This window comes from Bradyrhizobium sp. CCBAU 11430, from assembly GCF_028128855.1.
GTDB lineage: Bacteria > Pseudomonadota > Alphaproteobacteria > Rhizobiales > Xanthobacteraceae > Bradyrhizobium > Bradyrhizobium ottawaense.
The window spans coordinates 25,945-47,246 of sequence record NZ_LBJV01000055.1 but is presented as its reverse complement, the minus strand read 5'-3'; the positions used below and the strand labels follow the sequence as shown (position 1 = coordinate 47,246).

The window sequence follows — 21,302 nt, the reverse complement described above, 5'->3', positions numbered from 1 at the left end:
AAAAACCGTAGCGTGTGGCCGCAAATACGCGCGATGCGGCGGCCGATCACACAATTTGTTGTGTGCAGGCACGCTACCACCCACGACTGTACTTCGTCCAGCGAGCTACCATCCGGTAAGGTCGCGTATCCCGCAAGCCTAATTGCCATGCAGTCCCCTATTGGTAATGTAAGCCCAACGTCTCGCGGGCGCGGGTAGCGAAGACTGCTGAGGCAGTCGTTTGAAGGCGCTGGAATGCATTGCTTCGCGTGTCAGTCGGCGATCGGTCCGGGCGATAGCTGGTGCTCCAAATGCGGAGCGGCGGTCCGCGAGCGCGTTGAGCCCGACAGCGAACGGCGGTTCGTGACCATTTTGCGCGCCGACGTCGTCGATTCCACAGGACTTGTCGCCGAGCTGGAGCCGGAGGCCGCGGTGTCGCGCCTCGAGCCGGCTCTCGCGGCGATGAGAGGCGCGGTGCGCCAGTTCGGTGGCATTGTCAGCAAGGAGCTGGGAGACGGGCTGGCCGCCGTGTTCGGTGCCCCGATCGCCGACGACAACCACGCGCCGCTCGCTTGCCACGCGGCCATCGAGCTCGTCCGGCGTGTTGGCAGCCTGGGCGATCCCGGTCTTCAGGTCCGGGTCGGGCTCCACTCGGGCCATGTGGTCGCCTACATGGTCGCCAGCGAATTCTCCAAGGTCTATGAGATCGGCGGGGCGGCCCAGCATCTGGCCGCGCGGCTGGAAGCGGCGGCCGAGGCGAACCAGGTCTACGTCTCTGAGGCCTGTCAAAAGCTCGCGGATGGACACGTCCGCTTCGAATTCCTGGGCCGCAAGACGCTCCGCGGTTTCGGCGAGCCGATGCCTGTGTACCGGGTCATGGGCGCGAGCGATCTTTCGAGCTGGCGGGTCCGGCGTGCGCGCAGTGTTTCCCGATTTGTCGACCGCACGACGGAGCGGGCCTTGCTGTGGCGTGCGGCCGAAAGGGTCAGCGCCAGCCGCCAGACCGTTCTGCTCATGGGTGACGCCGGCATCGGAAAGTCGCGGCTTGCGCACGAGTTCGCGCAGGACCTTCGCGCCAGCGGCTGGCGGCTGATCGATGCCGAGTGCAGTCCGAATCTCCAGGGCGCGCCGTACAGCGCCCTCAAGCGATTGTTGCTGTCGATCTTCGAGTCGGCCGCAAGGGATCAGGCCAGGGCGGATGATCCCAGAGGCGCGTTGCCGGCCGTGCAGCAGCGGGCCATCGACGCGGTCCTGGACCTGCCGATCTCCGATCCGCAATGGGACGAACTGGAGCCGCACGCGCGCGGGCGCGCGATTTCAGATGCTAGCTGCGCGATCGTCGAGAGCATCGCCCGTCGTCAGCGCACGATCCTTCTGATCGAGGACCTGCACTGGATCGATCGGGCCAGCGATACGGTCATGGCCACGCTCTCCGCGCTGCAATGTCCCGATTTGCTCGTGCTGCTGACCACGCGGCCCAACGGGATGCCGGTGTGGATTGCGCGCTGTCACGCAGAGATCGTGGCCATGCGGCCCCTCGACGACGATTCGGGCTTGGCCATGCTCGCCGAAATGCTCGGCCCCGCCACCACCAACGCGGATCTGAAGAACCGGATCATCTCCCATACCGCCAACGTTCCGCTGTTCATCGAGGAAGTCTGCCGCAGTCTGAAGGATAGCGGCATGCTCCTCGGTCAATGGGGCGACCTGTCTCTTGCGCGTCCCGTGGAAGAGCTCGGCATTCCCACCAGCATCCAAGGTGTGATCGCGGCGCGGCTCGATCGCGTGTCACGACAGGAACGATCGCTCCTGCAGATCGCCGCGGCGTTTGGTCCCCGGACAAACCAGGCCCTGCTCCGGAAGATCGCGGCCTTGCCGGAAGGCGTGCTGCAGGATTGCCTCACCGCGCTCGACCGGGCCGAACTGCTCGTCAGGATCGATAGCGAGTTGGAGGACTCGCTCGAATTTCGGCACGAGATGGTCCGGCAGGTGACCTACGATTCCATGGTCGAAAAGGTGCGCGAGAGCATCCATGCCAGCATCCTCGCAGCGCTCGAGGACGACGAGGCATCGAACGACGGGCCGGACGCGCTCTGCTATCACGCGACGAGGGCGAAGGATTGGCAGAAGGCGTTTCACCATGGCAGAAGCGCCGCTCGAAAATGTCTGGTGCGCTCAGCCTATGCCGACGCGGTCGACTATTTCGAGATCGCAATGGGGTCTCTCGACAAGACCCCGGTGACGCAAGCGCGAGAAGCGGACGCCATCGATCTCCGGATGGAGGCGCGCTTGGCCTTTGCCGGATCGGGGCGCGTCGCCGAAGCCCTGGATCTGGGACGCGAAGCCGAACGGCGCGCCGATGCAATCGACGACATCGGGCGCAAGATCGCGGCCATGACCGTGAGAGCGGGCGCGCAGAACTTCTACGGAACGCCGGTCGAAGCTGTCGCGATCGGGGAAGAGGTCGTGCGTCTGGCGGAAAGCTCAGGCAATCCCGGCTGGCGTAATCTCGCGCAATATGGTCTTGGGCAGGCCTATTTTCTCTGCGGCCGCTATCAAAGCGCCGAGAAGATGCTGGCCGCGGCACGTGCCGGTCTCGTGGGCTCGGCATCGAGTGCCCCGATCGGCACGACTCCACGATCCTTGCTCCTCCTCTGCTGCATGATGAACGGCATCACCCACACCGTCATGGGTGAGCTCGACGCCGCCGAGCAGCTCCAGCAACAGGCCGCGGCGATCGCGGAGGAGACCGGCCGCCCCTACGACCGTGTCGCCGCCGCCTATAGCGGCGGCTGGCTGATGCTCGGTCGAGGCGACCCGGCGGCGGCTGCCGCCATTCTCGAAGACGGGTTTGTCCTGGCGCAGAAGCACGGCATCCGCCTGTTCGTGCCGGTGCTCGCCTGCCACCTCGGCATGGCCTATCTGGAGCAGGGCCTGTTCGACCGGGCGCGCGGCATGCTGACCGAGGCGCGCGAGGAGGCCAAGGCGGTCGGCTACACCTCGGCGGTGCTGCGCAGCTCGATCTACCTTGCGCTCGCGACCTGCCGCCTCGGCGATGTCAGGGCTGCGCAGAACATGCTGCGCGAGGCGCGCAACACCGCCCGCCAGCAGGGGTTTTCGGGCCTCGAGGCCGAGGCCCTGTTCGGCGAAGCCGTTGTGACGCCCATCTCCAGTACGGAGAGCAGGGCGGCCATCCTTACCGCGCTGCGCGCGGCCATCGCGATCGCCTCCGAAAGCGGCGCGCTGCCGCTCCAGCGCAAGGCCGAGGCGATGCTGACCGAGGTGCTCGCCCAGGGCAGCGAGCTCATCTGACGCCGCGTCCCGCCGGGTCTGCACCTTGTCGCCGCGGGACCGAACCGTCGGCCCAAAATGCCGAATGAATCTTGTAGGTAGCACAAGGGGTTAGCTACTGTGCATGGGGTTGTTTTCGCATAATTGATCGGGCGCCGCCTCCAGGCGGCTGCGAGAGGCAGCCCCGCTCACCGCAGTGACGAAGCCCCTTGCACCGACGCCAAGGTGGGCTACCGTCGGTGACTAGCCGCAGGGCCAGGTGACTTTTGATCTCGATTTCTTAGCATCGCATTTTGCCGGCGCCGCCATGGCGCGACGCCTACCGGATGAGGCGGGGCCATGATCACACGGGACCAGTCAGCGTTGTTGGCGCCGGTCGAGCGCGACCTCAGGCTCGATCTCTTCCGCGGCATCGGCCTGTGGATGATCTTCCTCGACCACATCCCGCACGACGTCGTGGCCTGGCTGACGCTGCGCAATTACGGCTTCAGCGACGCCGCCGAGTTCTTCGTCTTCATCTCCGGCTATCTGGTCGGCTGGATCTACGGCCCGATCGTCGCCGGCGGCTGGTTTCTCGCCGCGATGAAGCGGCTGTGGCGGCGTGCGGCCGAGCTGTATGTCGCGCACATCATGCTGTTTCTGCTGTTCACCGCGCAGATCGCCCGCACCGCGCGCCGCTTCGACAATCCGATGTACCAGCACGAGTTCAACGTGTTCAACTTCCTGGCGCATCCGGACGAGCTGATCGGGCAGGCGATCGTGCTGAAATACAAACCGGTCAATCTCGACGTGCTGCCGCTCTACATCACGCTGGTGCTCGCCTCGCCCTTCATCGTCTGGTGCCTGGTGCGCCGGCCCAACCTGACGCTCGCCGCCTCGGTCGTGCTCTATATGCTGTCGCGCTGGTTCAACTGGAACGTCGCTTCCTACCCGCCCGGCACGACCTGGTACTTCAACCCGTTCTGCTGGCAATTGATGTTCGTGTTTGCGGCCTGGTGCGGCGTCGGGCAGATCGACAAGGTCGCCAGATGGGTGTGGTCGAGGGCGGCGATGGGTCTGGCCGCGGCCTGGCTGGTGTTCGCGCTGCTGATCGTGATGACCTGGCACGTCCCAGCGCTTGAGGCGCTGATCCCGAAATGGATGATCAAGGCGATCTACCCGATCGACAAGACCGATCTCGACATGCTGCGCTTCACGCATTTCCTGGCATTGGCAATCTGGGTCACCCACTTCCTCTCGCGCAAATGGCGGGCGCTGCATGGGGCCTGGCTGCGCCCCGTGATCCTCTGCGGCCAGCATTCGCTGCCGATCTTCTGCCTCGGCGTGTTCCTGTCGTTCTCGGCGCACTGGATCCTGACGCAGTACACCAGGGGCATCTGGGAGCAGCTCGCCGTCTCCATCGTCGGCATCGTCATCATGGTCGGCGCGGCCTGGCTGCTCGACCGCGCCGAGCGTGTGCCGAACCTGTTCGTGAAGGTGACGGAGGTCGAGGAGCCGGAGATGGTCGAGAGCGCGCAGGCCGCGACCGCCGGCGCGGCTCCCGCGAGCCGCTGAAGCATCGTCCGCATGTCCTGGAGAGCCCAATGTCCAAACGTTTGTTGACGATCGCCGGCGCTCTCCTGTTTCTCGTCTGCGGTGCATCGGCGCAGGCGCCGTCGCCGGAGGCGATGAGCGCGGCGCGCAAGCTCGTCGTCACCTTGAAGATCGCCGATCAGTACCGCGCATTGCTGCCGCAGCTCCTGCTCAAGCTCCGGCCCGTGGTCGCGCAGGACAGGCCGGAGATCGAGCGCGACTACGATGCGGTGACGGCACCCAGCTCCGAGATCTATGCTCCGTTCGTTGCGTCCATGGTCGAGCAGATCGCGGCGTTCTATGCCCAAAGCTTCAGCGTGGACGAGCTGCGCCAGATCGAGGCGTTCTATGCCCAGCCGGCCGGGAAGAAGTTCTTGGAGAAGTCGGATGCGCTGGCGCAGGCGAGTGCGCAGATCGGCCAGGATGTCAGCCAGAAGGCCGCCGACGAATTGAAGCAGCGCCTGATCGAGGCGCTGCGCCAGAAAGGCCACAAGCTCTGAGCCGCGGGCTAAGCCAGGAACGCGCGGAAGCGCCGCAGTGCGATCACGAAGAAGACGCTGCCGATCACGGCGAGCGCGACCAGCTGCGGCCACACGGCCTCCAGGCCCGCGCCGCGGAACAGGATCGCCTGGGCGAGCATCACGAAATGCGTGTTGGGCGCCGCGAGCATGATGTCCTGGACGAATTGCGGCATGCTCTCGCGCGGTGTCATGCTGCCCGACAGGGTCTGCAGCGGCAGCAGGATCATGATCAGCAGCAGCCCGAACTGCGGCATCGAGCCGGCGACGGTGGCGAGAAAGATGCCCATGCTGGTGGTGGCAAACAGCTGCAGCGCGGCGCCGACGAGGAACAGCGCCAGCGAGCCGTCGATCGTCACCTCCAGCCAGCCCTTGACGACGAAGGCGATCGACAGCGCGGAGGCGACCAGCACCACGGCGCCCATCGACCAGACCTTGCTCACCATGATCTCCAATGGCGTGACCGGCATCACCAGCAGATGCTCGATGGTGCCGTGCTCACGCTCGCGGATCAGCGCCGCGCCGGTCAGGATGATCGAGAGCATCGTAATCGAGGTGATCACGTGGTCGATGGCGCCGAACCAGGATTTCTTCAGCTCCGGATTGAATCGCGCCCGCAGCGTCAGCTCGATCGGCGCGGTCTGGGCATTGCGCGTGTGCGCCAGGAACTCCGCGACTTCCGCGCTGACGATCTGCTCGATATAGCCGCCGCCGTTGAACGCCTGTGAGATGCGGGTCGCATCGACGTTGAGCTGTATCGTGGGCGATTTGCGCGCCAGCAGGTCGCGCTGGAAGTCAGGCGGGATGTCGAGCGCGAAGGTATCGAGGCCGGCATCCATCCGCCGGTCCATGTCGTATTGCGAGATCATGCGCGGTACGGAGAAGTAGGGCGCCGTGAATGCCATCTCGATGCGGGTCGAGATCGGCGAATGGTCTTCGTCAACGACCGCGATCGCGGCGCGGTTCAGCGTTTCCGGCAGCGCCTTCGCGCCGGCATAGACCGCCAGCGTGAAGGAATAGACGATGAGCACGAGCAGCATGGGGTCACGCACGAGGCCGCGCAATTCCTTGATGCCGAGCTGAAACAAATTGTCGAAGCGCATGGTCAGCGGGCCTGTTTCTTCAGAAGCATCGCGCCGGCAATCACCAGGACGGGGACCATGATCGCGAGCGCCAGCAGATCGTTGTGGAGGGTGTCGAACGCCAGGCCCTTGGAGAAGGTGCCGCGCGAGATCGTGACGAAATAGGTGGTGGGATAGAGCCGCCCGACCAGGGCACCAAGTCCCTGCAGCGAGGAAACCGGATCGATCAGCCCGGAATACTGGATGGCCGGAATCAGCGTGACCAGAACGGTGCCGAACAGGGCCGCGATCTGGCTGCTCATGAAGGCCGAGATCACCAGCCCCATGCCGGTCGTCGCCGTGACGTAGAGCAGCGCGGCGAGCGCGTAGGTCGGAAAGCTCCCGGTGAAGGGGACACGGAAGACGACGAGGGCAAAGCCGACGAGAAGGAGGAAATTTCCGAACGCCAGCACGACATAGGGCAGCTGCGTGCCGAGCAGGAATTCCAGCCGCGTCACCGGCGTCACGTAGAAATTGACGATCGAGCCGAGCTCCTTCTCGCGCACGACCGCGAGCGCGGCGAGCACGGCCGGAATCATGATCAGCAGCAGCGGAATGATGCCCGGCGCCATGGCGACGACGCTGATGACATCGGGATTGTAGCGGTAGCGCAGCTGGAGCTGATAGGCGCCGGCGATCGCCGCCTCGCCATAGAGCTCGCGGCCCTTTTGCGCGAGCCAGGTGGCGTGGATCGCCTGGGCGTAGGAGCGCAGCGTTTCGGCCCGCGTCGGATTGGCGCCGTCGACCCAGGCGCCGATCTCGACATGGCGGCCGCGGCTGACGTCACGACCGAAGCCCGGCGGCAGCTCGATGGCAAGCCCGATCTCGCCGGCGCGCATGCGACGGTCGAGATCGGCATAGTCGGTGATGGGGGATTTTTCGGTAAAGTAGCGCGAGCCCGCGATCTGGAGGCTGTAATCGCGGCTGATCGCGCTGTCGTCGCGGTCGAGCACGGCGAAAGTCAGGTTCTCGACGTCCATGCTGATGCCATAGCCGAGCACGAACAGCAGCAGCACGCTGCCGAGGATTGCGAGCGTGGCGCGGATCGGATCGCGCCGCAGTTCGAGTGCCTCGCGCCGGGAATAGGCGAGCATGCGGGTCGGATTGAACGTCGCGCCGCGCTTGCGTGGCGGCTGCGCTGTCGCGGCCGGTAGGGGCGATGCGATCGCAGGCTGGCCGGCCGGCTCCGCCTTATCCGCGATCGCCTCTTCCAGGCAGGCGATGAAGGCCTGCTCCAGCGTCGCGGTGCCGCGTGCGGCCACGATCGCCGCGGGTGTGTCCGACGTCAGCACCTTGCCCGCATGCATCAGCGAGACCCGGTCGCAGCGCTCGGCCTCGTTCATGAAATGGGTCGAGACGAAGATGGTGACGTTGTCCTTGCGGGAGAGCTCGGCGAGGATCTGCCAGAAGCGGTCGCGGGCGACCGGATCCACGCCGGAGGTCGGCTCGTCGAGGATGAGGATGTCGGGCGCATGGATCATGGCGACCGCCAGCGACAATCGCTGCCGCAGCCCGAGCGGCAACGCATCGGGCAGGGCCTCGGTAACGTCGGCGAGGTCGAACCGGCTGATCATCTCGCTGATGCGCGGGGCGATGGTCTCCGCCGGCAGCTCGAACAGCCGCGCATGCAGATCGAGATTTTGCGCGACCGTGAGCTCCGAATAGAGCGAGAAGCCCTGCGACATGTAGCCGATGCGCCGCCGCACCGACATGTCGCCGGCATCGATGGTCTTGCCGAACAGCCGCGCGGTGCCTTCGCTCACCGGCAGGAGGCCCGTGAGCATCTTCATGGTCGTGGTCTTGCCGCACCCGTTCGAGCCGAGGAAGCCGAAGATCTCACCCTTCCTGATGCGGAAGCTGACGTCGTCGACGGCCACGAAGCCGGTGAACCGTCGGGTCAGGTGGTCGGCCTCGATCGCGATCTCGTCATGGTCCTCGGCGCGCGGCGGGATGACGACATTGGTGTAGTTGCTGCGATCCGCGTCGGGCAAAAGGCGAATGAAGGCGTCATCGAGCGTATCCGCGCCGGTCTGCCGCTTGAGCTCGGTAGGCGTTCCGGTCGCCAGCACGCGGCCGGCATTCATCGCGATCAGGAAGTCGAACTGCGCGGCCTCTTCCATGTAGGCGGTCGAGACGATCACGCTCATGCCGGGCCGGCTATCGCGGATCGAGGTGATCAATTCCCAGAACTGGCGGCGCGACAGCGGATCAACGCCGGTGGTCGGCTCGTCCAGGATCAAGAGTTCGGGATCGTGGATCAGGGCGCAGCACAGGCCGACCTTCTGCTTCATGCCGCCGGAGAGTTTTGCCGCCGGCCGGTCGGCGAAGGGCGTGAGCCCGGTGTCGCGCAGCAGGCCGGCGATCCGCCTGTGCCGCTCGGCCTTGTCGTGTCCGAACAGACGGCCGAAGAAGTCGATGTTCTCGAACACCGACAGTGTCGGATACAGATTCTTGCCGAGCCCCTGCGGCATATAGGCGATGTCGGGGCACACGTTGCGGCGATGGCGCGAGCTTGCCATATCGCCGCCGAGCACGTGGATGCGTCCGTCCTGGATCGCGCGGGCTCCGGCGATCAGCGACAGCAGGCTCGATTTGCCGACGCCGTCGGGGCCGATCAGTCCGACCATGCAGCCGGACGGCAGGTCGAGCGTGATGGCATCGAGCGCCCGGGCCTTGCCATAGCTCAGGCCCACGCCTTCCAGATGCACCACGCTGCCGGCGGCAGCCGATGCATCGGCTGTGGCAGTCGCGCTCATCTCGTCAGCTTGATCTTGAGATTGTCGGGCCATTGTGCGGCCGGATCGAGCTGCACATAGGCCATGCCGGGCAGGCCGGTCTTCACATGCTCGATGTGCTGGCGCAGCAGCTCGGGCGCGATATGTGCCTTGATGCGGAACATCAGCTTCTGACGCTCCTCCTCGGTCTCGACGGTCTTGGGCGTGAATTGCGCGACGTCGGCGACGAAGGTGGCCTTGGCGGGGATCACATATTGCGGGATGGCGTCGAGCACGAGGCGAACCTCGGCGCCCATCGCGACGCGGCCAGCCTCGGCCGTCGGCAGGAAGAACGTCATGTAGACGTCGCCGAGATCGACCATGTTGAGGACGCGGCCGCCGGCGGCGAGCACCTCGCCGGGCTGCGACACGCGATACTGCACGCGGCCGTCGCGCGGCGCCTTCAGCACGCTGTCATTGAGGTCGGCAATGATGCTTTCGATCGCGGCCTTCGCGGCGTCGACCGAAGCGCCCGCGTCGATCACCATGGCGCGGGAGGAGTTGATCGCGGCCTCGGATGCCGCGACCTGAGCGTGGGACGCGGCAAGCGCCGCCTTGGCCGTGGCGTTGGCAGAGCGGTCGTCGTCCAGCACCTGCTGCGATACCGCACTGGTTCTGATCAATTGTTCGGAACGATCGAGCTTGCGGCTGGTGCTGTCGAGCTGCGCGATGCGCTGGTCGACCACGGCCTCGGCGGCCTTGCGTTCGGCTTCGCGCTGGTTCACCAGGCTCTTGGCGGTCTCGACGTTGATGGACGCGCGCTGCAGCTGTGCTTCGGCCTGGCGGCGCTGGGCCTGCAATTGCTCGGTGTCCATGCGCGCCAGAATCTGGCCCGCGCGCACGAAGTCGCCCTCGTTGACCAGGATCTCGCGAATCCGGCCGGGCGTCTTGGTCGCGATGTCGATCTCGACTGCCTCGATGCGGCCGTTGCCGCGGGCGAAGCCTGCAGGCAGCGTGTTGGTATCGCGGTGCTGCCAATAGTAATAGCCGCCGCCAGCAAAGAGGACGGCGATCGCGGCGATGACGCGACCCGGAGTGAAGTTCATTTGATCAAAACGCCGTGAGGCGGCGCCCACTGTTGAGACACGAACCCGGCCGCTGATGGTGCGGAAAGGCAGGCTCAACATTGCAGCGAATTTTGCATCGCAACTTGATGCAGATCAGACGGAGGCGCGAGGCGTATCTGCCTCAAATTTGGGCTCTGCGTCCTCGCTCGTCCGCCGTGATTGCAAGCGGACGAGCGAGGATTGCTGAACGGATTGCTATCGGCTCGATCCGGGCCGCCCTATTTCACCAGCGGGCAGCCGCCATCCTTCAGCGGCCGAAACGCCTGGTCGGCGGGCACCTCGGCGAGCAGCTTGTAGTAATCCCACGGCCCTTTGGATTCCTCGGGCTTCTTCACCTGGAACAGGTACATGCTGTGCACCATGCGGCCGTCCTCGCGCAGCACGCCGTTGTCGGTGAAGGCGTCGCGCACCGGCAGCTCGCGCATCTTCGCCATCACCGTCTTGGTGTCCCTGGTGCCGGCGGCCTGCACGGCCTTGAGGTAATGCAGCGTCGCGCTGTAGGTGGCGGCCTGGTTCATCGTCGGCATGCGCTTGACTCGCTCGAGGAAGCGCTTGCCGAAGGCGCGGGTCTTGTCGTTGAGATCCCAGTAATAGGCCTCCGTGATGATCAGGCCTTGCGCGAGCTTCAAGCCGAGGCTGTGCACGTCGGAGATGAACATCACGATCGCGGCCAGGTTTTGGCCGCCGGCGACGATGCCGAACTCGCCAGCCTGCTTGATCGCGTTGATGGTGTCGCCGCCGCCGTTGGCGAGGCCGATGATCTTGGCCTTGGAGGCCTGGGCCTGAAGCAGGAACGAGGAGAAGTCGGCCGTATTGAGCGGATGCTTGACGCTGCCGAGCACCTTGCCGCCCGCGGCCTTCACGACATCGCCGGTGTCGCGCTCGACCGAATGGCCGAACACGTAATCGGCGGTGAGGAAGAACCAGGTGTCGCCACCGTTCTTGACGATGGCGCTGCCGACGGTGTGCGCGTTGGCATAGGTGTCGTAGGTCCAGTGCGCGGTGTAGGGCGAGCAGGATTTTCCCGTGATGTCGGAGCTGGCCGCATCCGTCACGATCATGATCTTCTCGTACTGCTTCGACAGCTCCATCACCGCAAGCGCGGTCGCCGACGTCGGCAGGTCGATGATCATGTCGACGCCCTCGGTCTCCCACCATTTGCGGGCGATGGTCGAGGCGACGTCGGGCTTGTTGAGCACGTCGGCCGAGACCATGTCGATCGGCTTGCCGAACATCTGCCCGCCGAAATCCTCGATCGCCATTTTGGTCGCCTCGACATTCCCCATGCCGCCAATGTCGGAATAGACGGAGGAGAAGTCGGAGAGCACGCCGATCTTGAGCGGCGCCTGCTGGGCCGAGGCGGGGGTGATCAGGGCAGCCGACAGCAAGCCGGCCGCAGACACGAGTGCTGCGATAGATCTCATGGATACGTTTCCTCTTGAGCGGGACTATTCTGTCCCTTTGTCCGACAAAGTTAGAACTCGGTTCCGGCAGAGTCAATTTGTTGCCTCTGTCGCAGGAATGGCGCAGTTTGACGCATCCCGCAGCGACGCTTATACTTTGTCCGACAATCACCATTGGAGGCCGATTTGCCTGTCGCGCCGCTGTTCCGACCGATTGATGTCGCGCCGGCCTATCAGAAGGTGGCCGACGCCATCGAGCGCGAGATCGTCAATGGCCGCATCAAGCCCGGCGATCCCATCGGCACCGAGCACGATCTGGTCCGCCAGTTCGGCGTCAATCGCTCGACCATCCGCGAGGGCATCCGTGTGCTGGAGGAGGGCGGGCTGATCCGGCGCGATTCCTCGCGCCGCCTGCACGCCTGCCTGCCGCGCTACAGCAAACTCGCAAGCCGTCTCAGCCGCGCGCTGGTCCTGCACGAGGTAACGTTCCGCGAGCTCTATGAGGCCTCGATGACGCTGGAGGTGGCCAGCATCGAGGGCGCGGTGGAGCGTGCGAGCGAGGAGAATCTCGCCGAGCTCGCCGGCAATCTCGCGCGCAGCGAGGCCGTGGTCGGCGATCCCGCGCGGCTGGCCGAATGCGATGCCGAATTCCACGTGCTGGTCGCAAAAGCCTCGCAAAACCGCGTGCTCCAGCTCGCGCGCGAGCCCGCGGCGCAATTGTTCTATCCGACCACCGAGATGATCGTGACCGGTGTCGCCGAAGGCGGCCCGCGTCTCGTCGCGGCGCACCGCCATCTCATTGACGCGATCCGCGACCGCGACCGCGAGGCCGGCGTGCTCTGGACTCGCCGGCATTTGCAGGACTGGCGCCGCGGCTTCGAGAAGATTGCTTCGCTCGATCGCTCGGTCGAACACATGTACATGGAGCACGCGCAGGCGGCCCGGCGCCGGTAGCGCGAAACAAGACGCAAGATTTTCAGTTAAGAAATTCAACAAATCAAGACATCACACGGAGGGACACATGACCGGCGACACCGCAGTTACCATCTCGAAAGCGCGCGAACATTCCATCGGCGATCTCCTGCGCCGCTCGGCGGGCCGTGAGCCGAACAAGCTTGCGGTGAGCTGCGGTGATGTGAGCTGGACCTTTGCCGAGATGGATGCGATCTGCAACCGGCTCGGCCGCGGTCTGCTCGGGCTCGGCGTGAGGAAGGGCGATCGCCTCGCGGTGCTGTCGCGCAATTCGCACGCCTTCGCCGCGCTGCGCTTCGCGGTGGCGCGGATCGGCGCGGTGCTGGTGCCGATCAACTTCATGCTCAATCCGGACGAGATCAGTTTCATCCTGAAAAGCTCCGGCGCAAAGTTGCTCGCGGCGGGACCGGACTTCGTCGAGCCCGCGCGCGCGGCCAGCGCCAGGGATTGCGCCGTCGAGAAGATGATCTGGCTGCCGGGCGAGGATCCCGCGTCGGCGCCGGCGGGCCTCACCACCTTCGACGATCTACTTCATTCCGACGGCTCGTTCCTGGAAGCCTCGGTCGACAGCCGCGATCTCGCGCAGATCGTCTACACCTCAGGCACCGAATCGCTGCCCAAGGGTGCGATGCTGACCCATGAAGCGGTGATGTGGCAGTATGTCAGCTGCATCATCGATGGCGGCATGAGCGTGGACGACAAGTTCCTGCACGCGCTGCCGCTCTATCACTGCGCCCAGCTCGACGTCTTTCTGGGGCCGCAAGTGTATCTCGGCGCCTCCGGGGTGATCACGGGCAAGCCGACCGCCGACAACATCCTGGCGCTGATCCAGGCCCACAAGATCACTTCGTTCTTCGCGCCGCCGACGATCTGGATCGCGATGCTGCGCTCGCCGAATTTCGACAAGTCCGACCTGTCGTCCCTGCAGAAGGGCTATTACGGCGCCTCGATCATGCCGGTGGAAGTTCTGCTCGAGCTGCAGCGCCGCTTGCCCGCCGTAAAATTCTGGAACTTCTACGGCCAGACCGAGATCGCGCCGCTCGCGACCGTGCTGCGGCCGGAGGACCAGCTGCGCAAGGCAGGCTCGGCAGGCAAGCCGGTGCTCAATGTCGAGACGCGCGTCGTCAACACGTCAATGGAAGACGTTGAAGTCGGCGAGGTCGGCGAGATCGTGCACCGCTCGCCGCATCTATTGTCCGGCTATTACAACGATCCCGTGAAGACTGCGGCAGCATTCACCGGCGGCTGGTTTCACTCCGGCGATCTCGCCACCGTCGACGAAGAGGGCCACATCACCGTGGTCGATCGCGTCAAGGACATGATCAAGACCGGCGGGGAGAACGTTGCCAGCCGCGAGGTCGAGGAGATGGTATATCGTATCCCGGCGGTTTCCGAGGTCGCCGTCGTCGGCCTGCCCGATCCGCGCTGGATCGAGGCGGTCACCGCCATCGTCGTGGTCAAGAGCGGCGAAAAGCTGGACGAGGACGCCGTCATCAAGCACTGCGCCGGCCAGATGGCGCATTTCAAGGTGCCCAAGCGCGTCATCTTCGTGGATGCCTTGCCGAAGAATCCGAGCGGCAAGCTGCTCAAGCGCGAGCTGCGCCAGCGCTTCGTCGGCGGCGAGACGCTCGACAAGGCGATCCAGAAGAATTTTGGCGCGTAAGGCCGGGCGGCCTTTGCCTGCGTCGTGATCGAGTTCGCTAGCCGGCGTCGCCGGCCAGCTTCCTGACGTCGTCGGGCGTCTGTCCGAAGCGGCGGCGGAATGCGCGATGGAAGTAGGATACGTCGTGAAAGCCCGCGAGATGCGCGATTTCGATGATCTTGCGCATGCGCATGGCGGGATTTCGCAGCAGGCGTTCGGCACGCAGCAGGCGCTGCTCCAGCACGAAGCCGCTATAGGTGATGCCGGCCTGTTCGAACAATAGCTGGATCGTGCGCGGGCTGATCCGGTGCGCGGCTGAAAGGACGGTGAGCGACAGCGCGGGGCTGTCAAGCTGCGCCAGGATGTCGGACTTGAGGGTTTCGAGACGCGCTGCCGCCAGGCCTCGCATTCGAGCCTGCTCGGCGACATCGCCGCGCGCTCCGATCATCAGCACCGAAAGGTCGAACAGGTGCTGCGAGACCGCGTCCAGCTCCGCGGGGCCGAGCTTGTCGGCATACTCATGCGCGAGATCATAATAGCGCAGGAACATCGATGTGATCGGATTGGCGCCGGGGATTGAGCGTGCAATCAAATCCTCTGCATTCGGGCACGCGCGCAGCAGCGCCTTGCGCGGCAACAGCGCAGTCTGGAAATTGCCAAACCCTGTCTGAGTGATGTGCGCGCCCTTGATCGAGGGATCGCCGATCGTAACGTCGCCCGCGGCGATCTCCAGCGGGCGTTTTCCCATGGCCCCGCTGAGCGCCGAATTGGGCGACATCGTAATCACCAATTCGTCGTTGGTCCCCAACGACACGAAAGACATCGGCGAGCCGAACGAGGCCGAGAGCCTGATGCGGGGAAGAATCGCCGGCGCAATGGTTCGGTGAACGCGCCCTTCTCCGACCGGCACGAAATCGACGTTGGCCACCTGACGGCAAAACTGCTCGCGCCATCTTTCATAGGCCGGGCCATTCGGGTCGCCATCGAATGAGAGTTGTGGCTGGATCATCGATCGGAAGCGCAGGTGTTGACGGTTTACGGCAGGTTGTATCGTCAGGCCGGTGCGCCGCAACGGCAAAAGCGGCGGATTGCGTGATAAGCCACTCGCAACGGCGCCCAGAGACCGCGACCAGGTGCCGCAGTCCTCATGTGCGTGGACTGCAAAAGCACTTTGCGCCGTGGCGTTCGAGTGGCGGCGAGCCTCAGAATTTCTTCACTGCCGCCCCGAATGCCAGCCACAGCACCATTGAGGCGAGGCCGAAGCCGCCCAGCAGCAGGAAGGTCGGCCCGTAGCCGATCCATTGCGCGATCCAGCCGCCGAGCGCGGGACTGAGGCTGGCGCCGATGCCCTGCACCGTAATCACGGCGCCCTGGCCGAGATTGATGCGGCCGCTGCCGTTCAGCGCGCGCGCCACCATGCCGGGAACGGCGACCGTCTGCAGGCCGGTGCCGATACCGTCGAGCACCTGCATCGGTATGACGCCCCACCATCCCGTCACGAAGAAGGCCAGCACGCCGCGGACGGGCAGGAACATGAAGGACACCAGGATCACCGGCCAATAGTTGCGCTTGCTCGCGGCCTTCATCGCGATCAGCGAGGTCACGATCATGACGCCTTGCGCGATCACCACGGTGGTCGCGACGAAGCTCGGGCCGTTGGCCTGTCCCTCGGCCACGGCCGCAAGCCCGTAGAGCGGTACAATGGCGGCATTGCCGAGGTGGAAGACCGCGAGCGCGAGTGCCAGCACGAGCAGAGCCTTGTGCTTGAGCAGCATCGTCATCGCATCCGGCGGAGCCTTGGAGTCGTCTTCCTTGCTGCCGCGTGCGGCACGGTCGTCGATCGCTTTGGCGGGGATCATCATCACGCAGGCGATCGCGATGGCGCCGAACACGGCCGCCAGCACGAACACGGCGACATAGCCGAACCTGTAGCCGAGATAGCCGGACAATGCCGCGCCGACCATGTTGCCGGCGTGGTTGAAGGCCTGATTACGGCCGTTGAGCGCGTTGAACCCCTTCTGCTTGGCGATGCCGAGCGTGATGCCTGTTACCGCCGGCACGATGGCGGCGCTCGCCAGCGATTGCGCCACTTGCGAGAACGTCACCGCCCAGAAGTTCTGCGAGATCAGGATGATGGCGGAGGCGAGAACGACGCAGATGCCGGGAATGACGACCCATAGCCGTTTGTTGCGGCTGGAATCGATGAAGCCGCCGATCGGGGTCGTGACCAGCATGCCCGCGACATTGCCGATCGTCATCGCGGTGCCGATCAACCCGGTCGCCCAGCCGCGCTCCTGGAGGAAGACCCCGACGAACGGCCCAATGCCCGACTGCATGTCGGCCATGAAGAGGTTGAGCGCGAACAGAGGCCAGATACGGGACGAGGAGGGAGGCCGCGATGTCATCGATACCTAAACATGCTCTTCGTGTGTCGCGATCCTCTTGACCATCCTTCCGGCGTGGACCTGAACGTAACGAGCGCTGGGCGCGTTGGTTCCGATCTTGCCGAAAGCGCGGTCGCAATGTCATCCTGCGATCTTCCCACGGAGTTCTGGTCATGCTTCTCTGGACCTGCGAAACCTGCGGCGCGCAATTCCCGAACGTCGAAAATCCGCCCGCCTCCTGCGTGATCTGCGAGGATGAACGGCAGTTCGTGAACTGGAAAGGGCAGACCTTTCTCACGCGCGAGGAGCTCGCGCGGGGCCATCGACTGGTGGGACGCGACGATCTCGGCCTCACCGGGATCGGTCTGGAGCCGAGCTTCGCGATCGGACAGCGCGCGCTGCTGGTGCCTCAGGGCGACGGCTGCGTGATGTGGGATTGCATTCCGCTCGCGACCGATGAAGCCATCCAGTACGTGGCGGCGCTCGGCGGGCTGAAGGCGATCGCGATCTCGCATCCGCATTACTACGGCGCGGTCGCAGACTGGAGCGATACCTTTGGCGGCGTGCCGGTCTATCTGCATGCCGACGATCGCGCTTTCGTCACGCGGCCGCATCCCTCGATCGTGCACTGGACCGGCGAGAGCCACCGCATCTCAGACGATGTGCTGCTGCTACGCACCGGCGGTCATTTCGCCGGCGCCACCATGCTGCATTGGCAACGCGGTGCCGAGGGCAGCGGCGCGCTGCTCACCGGCGACATCGCCCAGGTGACGATGGACCGCCGCTTCGTCAGCTTCATGTATTCCTATCCCAACTACATGCCGCTCAATGCAGCTGCGGTGCGGCGGATTGCGGCCGCCGTCGAGCCGCTCGCCTTCGATCGCATCTATGGCGCCTGGTGGGGCCGCAACATCGCCAGCGGCGCCAAGGCCGCCTTCGCGGCGTCGGTGGAGCGCTACATCGCCGCCATCGCCTGAGCCGGCGAGCGGATCTGATTTATCTTGCCGGTCTCGAATAACTGTACTATAAGTACAGTTACAAAATCTGCTGCAATGACGCAGCTGCGAGCCCGGCATGATCGATGCATCGTGGAAGCTGCGGCGCTCTGCGGCTGCGTAAGCGGAGTTCGGTTCATGACGGCGCATTACGAGATATTCGAGGCTGGCGACGTTGTCCTCCAGTCCGGGAGCGTTTTCCCTTCGCTGAAGCTTGCCTACAAGACCTACGGCACGCTGAGCGCTGCAAAGGACAACGTCATCCTCTATCCGACCTCGTTCAGCGCGCAGCATTTTGACACCGAGTGGCTGATCGGCCCGGACGGCGTGCTCGATCCCACGCGCTACTTCATCGTCATCCCGAACCTGTTCGGCAACGGCCTGTCGTCCTCGCCGTCGAATACCGCAGCGCCGTTCCCCGCGGTGACCTATCACGATGCGATTGCGGTCCAGCACCGGCTGCTCGCCGAGCGCTTCGGCATTTCAAAGCTGGCCCTGGTCTATGGGTGGTCGATGGGCGGCATGCAGGCCTATCACTGGGCGGCGCTGCACCCCGACATGGTCGAGCGCGCAGCCGTCGTCTGCGGCAGTGCCCGCTGCGCGCCCTACAATTACGTTTTCCTTGAAAGCGTGAAGGCCGCGCTGACCGCCGATCCCGCCTTCCGCGACGGCCGCTTCGCCGAGAAACCGGTCGCCGGCTATCGTGCCATGGGGCGGGTCTATGCCGGCTGGGCGATGTCGCACGGCTTCTACCGCGATGAGCTCTGGCGCGAGGCCGGCTTCACCTCGCTGGAAGATTACCTCGTCCGCGTCTGGGACGCGACGTTTGCCCGGCGCGACGCCAATGATCTGCTGGCACAGATCGGCATCTGGCAGAACGGCGACATCAGCCGCTATGCGAGCTTCGCTGGCGATTTCGATCGGGCGCTGGCGGCGATCAAGGCGCACATGCTGCTGATGCCGGGCGCGACCGACCGTTATTTCGATGTCCGCGACAACGAGGACGAGCTCGGCCGACTGGTCAACGCGAAATCCGCGGTGCTGCATCCGATCCCGTCGCTGCATGGCCATCGCGCCGGCAATCCCGTTGGCAATCCGCGCGACCAGGCCTTCATCAAGGCCGAAATCGCGGACCTACTTGGCAAGCAGGCAGGCAAATGATCATGACCGACACAGCCGTTTCAGAGTCCGGCCATCGCCTGAAGCCGCTAACGCCCGCCATGCTGCGCGAATTGTCGGCCCGCTCCGATGTCAGAGGCGCAGCGCAGAGCCTCGGCCATTATGGCGTGATCGTGCTGGTGGGCACGCTGATCTGGAAGGTTTCGTCGACCTGGGGCGTGCTCTGGGCGCTGCCGCTGATGGCGGTGCAGGGCTATGTCGTCGCCTTCCTGTTCATGGCGGTGCACGAGACCGCGCACAAGACTGCGTTCAGGAGCCGCAGCCTCAACCTCGTCGTCGGCTATCTCTCGGCCTTCCTCATCGGATTGCCTTACGAATATTACTGCCTGTTTCATTGGGACCATCACCGCTACACCCAGGATCCGGACAAGGACCCGGAGTTGATCGTCGGGGTGAAACCGACATCCGACACGCAGCTCGCGCTCGCCTATAGCGGCCTGCTCCAGGTCGCCGGCCGTCTCCGGCTGATGCTCGGCCATGCGGTCACCGGAAGGGTCACCGTGCCCTGGATCCCCGAAAACAAGCGCGCCGTCATCGTGAGAGAGGCGCGTATCTATGTCGCGGTCTATGTCCTGCTGCTCGCGCTCTCGCTGTGGTTCTCGTCAGCGCTGCTGCTCTGGGTCTGGCTCGTCCCGCTTGTTATCGGGCAGTTGTTCCTGCGGCCCTATCTCTATGCCGAGCATACCGGCTGCGAGCGCACTCGCAGTGCTTTTCAGAACACCCGCACCACCTACACCGCTGCGGTGGTCAAATGGTTCGCGTGGAACATGCCCTACCATGTCGAGCACCACGCCTATCCCTCGATACCGTTTCACGCGCTGCCGAAGCTGAACGAGATCGTCGACGGTGAGATCGTTTATCGCGGCCGCGGCTACATCCAGACGACGCGCGAAACCTGGGTCTGGTTTCGCCGGAATCTGAGGAGCCGTTAACCAAACGCAAAACTCCGGCCGCAGCGCGACCGGAGCTTTGTTTGGAAGGCGAGATATCAGTAGATTCCGTACGCGCAGACATTCACGACGCGGACGCGCATGCCATGGCGGGTCCGAACGAGGCGCTCCTGGTAGCAGTTGCTGACGCCGGTGTTGACGTAGACGCCGCCGAAGCCCCAGCCCGGACCCCAGCCATGACCCCAATGGTGATGGTGGAAACCGCCAGCCGAGGCGGCGGTGGGCGCGAGAGCGGCAACGCCGAGCGAACCGGCGGCGATCAGGCCGAGAGCAAGCTTACGAAACATCTTCATTCTCCAGTGTGGCGCTAAGGCCGTTGTTGTGTCCCTGCATCTCGGTCGGGCCGAGACGCGAATGCGTTCACCCGGGAGGAGGAGAATCGTGTTTCAGGAATGTTTCGTGGGCTGCGGCGAAAGATGCCGGCCTCATGTTTTCCGCGCCGCGCGATAGCGCGCGGCCATCGCCTGCGTCAGTTCCGCCATCTTGTCGCGGAGGTCGGCGGGCTCCAGCACCTCGGCCTCGGGGCCGAGCCGCAACAATTCGGCCGCGGCGTGCCAGGACGTCTTGCCAGCAGGCACGCGCGCAATGCGCCAGCCGTCCACATCAGCGGTCTCCTCGAGCTGCGTGCGCGCCTTGATGTACGGCTGGCTCAGCGCGTCGAGCAGCTTGACGCCGAACGGCGACAACCGGACGATCGCGACATTGGGATGCATCTCGGCCTCGAGACGCAGCGTCGCGGCCTGCCAATAGGCGGCGAGATCGAAATCGGCGGGACGATCGAAGCCTTCGTCGAGCGCCGTGCAGTCGAGCACGCGCGCGACGCGATAGGTGCGCACGCTGGCGTCGACCTGGCCGGCGAAATACCAGCTCCCGCCCTTCAGCACGAGGCCGAGCGGCGCGAGGCGACGCTGTTTCTCCGCGCGCCAGCTCTGGTAGCGGATCTTGATCAGTGTCCCGCGCAGCACCGCGCCGGCAATCGTGCGCAGATGCTTCGGCTCTTCGGCCTCGCCGAACCAGCCCGGCGCGTCCAGATGAAAGCGTTCCTGCATCCGGCTGGCGTCCTGGCGCAGATGGACGGGCAGCGCCGCCATCAGCTTGTTCTGCGCGGCGATCATTGCCGCATCCAGCCCGAGCGCCGCCGCCGGGCCCGGCAAGCCCGCCAGGAACAGCGTCTCGGCCTCGCTCTGCGACAGGCCGTTCAGCCGCACGCGATAGCCGTCGAGCAGCCGATAGCCGCCCTCCGCGCCACGGTCGGCGTAAACCGGAACGCCGGACGCGGCGAGCGCGTCGATGTCGCGATAGATCGTGCGGACCGAGACCTCGCAGGCCTCCGCGAGTTCGGGCGCGGTGACTTGCCCCCTGGCCTGGAGGGTGGTGAGGATCGACAACATTCGGCTCGCGCGCATGGATTGCTTAAACCATACCTGACACAGGATGTCAGGTATGGCCCGCTAC

Annotated in this window: 16 protein-coding genes; 8 read left to right on the top strand and 8 right to left on the bottom strand. The window is 65.0% G+C overall.

Translation table 11 applies throughout. The features are described from left to right. The first annotated feature begins 234 nt into the window (after positions 1-234). The 3 genes from XI04_RS16390 to XI04_RS16380 all read left to right on the top strand — a co-directional run bounded on the left by XI04_RS16390 (position 235) and on the right by XI04_RS16380 (position 5,342). The gene (locus tag XI04_RS16390; protein WP_271609574.1) at positions 235-3,291 is read left to right on the top strand and encodes an ATP-binding protein; all 3,057 of its coding nucleotides are present in this window, start codon (positions 235-237) and stop codon (positions 3,289-3,291) included. 318 nt (positions 3,292-3,609) lie between these two features. Then, a complete protein-coding gene (locus tag XI04_RS16385) occupies positions 3,610-4,824 on the top strand; it encodes an OpgC domain-containing protein (protein WP_271609573.1) in 1,215 nt (404 codons plus the stop codon). Between the two features lie 29 nt (positions 4,825-4,853). Continuing rightward, entirely contained in the window at positions 4,854-5,342 is a 489-nt protein-coding gene (locus XI04_RS16380; RefSeq protein ID WP_271609572.1) for a DUF2059 domain-containing protein, read from the top strand. An 8-nt stretch (positions 5,343-5,350) separates the two neighbouring features. On the opposite strand, the gene XI04_RS16375 is transcribed toward XI04_RS16380, so the two are convergent. The 4 genes from XI04_RS16375 to XI04_RS16360 all read right to left on the bottom strand — a co-directional run bounded on the left by XI04_RS16375 (position 5,351) and on the right by XI04_RS16360 (position 11,746). Beyond that, positions 5,351-6,463, bottom strand: coding sequence for an ABC transporter permease (locus XI04_RS16375; protein ID WP_038950110.1), 1,113 nt, complete (start codon positions 6,461-6,463; stop codon positions 5,351-5,353). Between the two features lie 2 nt (positions 6,464-6,465). Next, on the bottom strand, positions 6,466-9,237 hold the full coding sequence (rbbA, locus tag XI04_RS16370) for a ribosome-associated ATPase/putative transporter RbbA (RefSeq protein ID WP_271609571.1): 2,772 nt from the start codon (positions 9,235-9,237) through the stop codon (positions 6,466-6,468). Beyond that, a complete protein-coding gene (locus XI04_RS16365) occupies positions 9,234-10,301 on the bottom strand; it encodes an HlyD family secretion protein (RefSeq protein WP_152102342.1) in 1,068 nt (355 codons plus the stop codon). Before XI04_RS16365 ends, rbbA begins: the two co-directional genes overlap by 4 nt. Before the next feature lie 239 nt (positions 10,302-10,540). Beyond that, positions 10,541-11,746, bottom strand: a complete 1,206-nt coding sequence (locus XI04_RS16360) for an ABC transporter substrate-binding protein (RefSeq protein ID WP_028142171.1) — start codon at positions 11,744-11,746, stop codon at positions 10,541-10,543. A 165-nt stretch (positions 11,747-11,911) separates the two neighbouring features. On the opposite strand from XI04_RS16360, the gene XI04_RS16355 reads away from it, so the two are divergent. Both XI04_RS16355 and XI04_RS16350 read left to right on the top strand, forming a co-directional pair. After that, a complete protein-coding gene (locus tag XI04_RS16355) occupies positions 11,912-12,679 on the top strand; it encodes a FadR/GntR family transcriptional regulator (RefSeq protein WP_049801960.1) in 768 nt (255 codons plus the stop codon). A gap of 67 nt (positions 12,680-12,746) precedes the next feature. Continuing rightward, entirely contained in the window at positions 12,747-14,360 is a 1,614-nt protein-coding gene (locus XI04_RS16350; protein WP_271609569.1) for an acyl-CoA synthetase, read from the top strand. Positions 14,361-14,397: 37 nt separating this feature from the next. Here the strand turns inward: XI04_RS16350 and XI04_RS16345 are convergent, their stop codons facing one another. Both XI04_RS16345 and XI04_RS16340 read right to left on the bottom strand, forming a co-directional pair. Further along, a complete protein-coding gene (locus tag XI04_RS16345) occupies positions 14,398-15,411 on the bottom strand; it encodes an AraC family transcriptional regulator (protein ID WP_249162408.1) in 1,014 nt (337 codons plus the stop codon). 130 nt (positions 15,412-15,541) lie between these two features. Next, positions 15,542-16,744, bottom strand: a complete 1,203-nt coding sequence (locus tag XI04_RS16340) for an MFS transporter (protein WP_271623728.1) — start codon at positions 16,742-16,744, stop codon at positions 15,542-15,544. 152 nt (positions 16,745-16,896) lie between these two features. Here XI04_RS16340 and XI04_RS16335 point away from each other — a divergent pair, with 152 nt between their 5' ends. From XI04_RS16335 to XI04_RS16325, 3 genes are all read left to right on the top strand, one after another. Then, positions 16,897-17,700 carry an MBL fold metallo-hydrolase gene (locus tag XI04_RS16335; protein ID WP_212475118.1) on the top strand — a complete coding sequence of 268 codons (804 nt, stop codon included), beginning with the start codon at positions 16,897-16,899 and terminating at the stop codon, positions 17,698-17,700. Positions 17,701-17,856: 156 nt separating this feature from the next. Continuing rightward, positions 17,857-18,879, top strand: coding sequence for an alpha/beta fold hydrolase (locus XI04_RS16330; RefSeq protein WP_271609567.1), 1,023 nt, complete (start codon positions 17,857-17,859; stop codon positions 18,877-18,879). A 2-nt stretch (positions 18,880-18,881) separates the two neighbouring features. Beyond that, the gene (locus tag XI04_RS16325) at positions 18,882-19,829 is read left to right on the top strand and encodes a fatty acid desaturase (protein ID WP_028142164.1); all 948 of its coding nucleotides are present in this window, start codon (positions 18,882-18,884) and stop codon (positions 19,827-19,829) included. A gap of 56 nt (positions 19,830-19,885) precedes the next feature. Here the strand turns inward: XI04_RS16325 and XI04_RS16320 are convergent, their stop codons facing one another. Together XI04_RS16320 and XI04_RS16315 are read right to left on the bottom strand one after the other, a co-directional pair. Further along, a complete protein-coding gene (locus tag XI04_RS16320; protein ID WP_028142163.1) occupies positions 19,886-20,134 on the bottom strand; it encodes a hypothetical protein in 249 nt (82 codons plus the stop codon). A gap of 138 nt (positions 20,135-20,272) precedes the next feature. Further along, positions 20,273-21,253 (bottom strand): helix-turn-helix transcriptional regulator, encoded by a 981-nt coding sequence (locus tag XI04_RS16315; RefSeq protein WP_097668312.1) that lies wholly within the window; start codon positions 21,251-21,253, stop codon positions 20,273-20,275. Between the last annotated feature and the right edge of the window lie 49 nt (positions 21,254-21,302).